The 1,482-nt window shown below is 44.3% G+C and carries 1 protein-coding gene; it reads left to right on the top strand.

Annotation, left to right across the window (positions count from 1 at the left end; all coding sequences use genetic code 11):
• Positions 1-1,482: ClpP-like prohead protease/major capsid protein fusion protein (locus tag PSF09_RS18960; RefSeq protein WP_272684325.1), on the top strand; the 1,482-nt coding region annotated here is incomplete at both ends.

Consider the following 1,482-nt stretch of genomic DNA (forward strand, 5'->3'; position numbering starts at 1 on the left):
GCAACCAGTGAGACTTCAGCCGATATTTATATTTATGACGAAATTGGGATGTGGGGGATAAGTGCAAAGCGATTTACCGAAGATTTAATTTCCCTTGGCAATATCAACCATATCAACCTTCATATTCATTCACCCGGCGGTGAGGTTTTTGAGGGTATCGCCATTTATAACCAGCTCAAAAACCACAATGCCAACATTACGGTTTATATCGATGGGTTAGCGGCTTCCATGGCGTCCGTTATTGCCATGGTGGGTGACGAAGTCAAAATGCCAAAAAATGCCATGATGATGATCCATAAACCTTGGGGTGTGTCGTGGGGTGATGCCAATGATATGCGAGATTATGCTGATCTGCTCGATAAGGTAGAAAACGTCTTAATTCCTGCCTACATGGAAAAAACTGGGAAAACCAAAGAAGAAATTGAAGCCATGCTCGGCGAAGAGACATGGTTAACGGCAGAAGAGTGCGTGGAGCACGGTTTTGCTAATACTGTGATTGAGCCGGTTAAAGCCATGGCCAGTCTTTCATCTAAACGCATCGAGGAATTTAAATCCATGCCAAAATCATTACAAAACACCTTGAAAAATAGCTTAGCTAACCCACGAAACACAATAACATCAAACGCACCGGCGACAGAGCCTGCACCACAATCACAAAATCCAACTAATACACAACAGCCAGATACGGCAAGCATTCAGGCGCAAGCACGACAAGCCGAGCAAACGCGCATGAATGGTATTAAAGATTTGTTTGCGATGTTCGGCGGTAAGCATGACAGCATCATGGTTGAGTGCCTGACAGATATCAACTGCACCGTCGAGCAAGCAAAAGACAAAATTTTAGATTTGGTAGCCAAAGAGGCGACACCAACAAATAAAAATAATTACGGTGCTCATATTTATGCGAATAACGGTAATCTTGTCGGGGATAGCGTCCGCGCATCATTAATGGCGCGTGCAGGATATGATGAAGCACATGCTGATAACCCTTATAACTGCATGACATTACGTGAATTGGCTCGCATGTCATTAACGGATCGTGGCGTTGGTATTGCGACTCGTAACTCAATGCAAATGGTTGGCATGGCCTTTACTCATGGCACATCTGACTTCGGTAATATTTTGTTAGATGTAGCAAATAAATCTATTTTGCAAGGTTGGAATGAAGCGCCAGAAACGTTTGAAAAATGGACGAAAAAAGGACACTTAGGCGACTTTAAACCGGCTACCCGTGTTGGAATGGGCGGGTTTAACTCCATTCGTGAAGTTCGCGAAGGGGCAGAATATAAGTACGTCACTACGGGTGATAAAAAGGCAACTATCGCACTGGCAACCTACGGTGAGTTATTCAGCATTACTCGCCAAGCTATCATTAACGATGATATGTCAATGCTCACTGATACCCCGATGAAACTAGGCCGCGCAGCCAAAGCGACCATTGGTGACTTGGTTTACGCTATCCTGATGGATAACGCAATCTTC

It is taken from the genome of Providencia sp. PROV141 (genome assembly GCF_028481645.1).
GTDB classification, from domain to species: Bacteria; Pseudomonadota; Gammaproteobacteria; order Enterobacterales; family Enterobacteriaceae; genus Providencia; species Providencia rettgeri.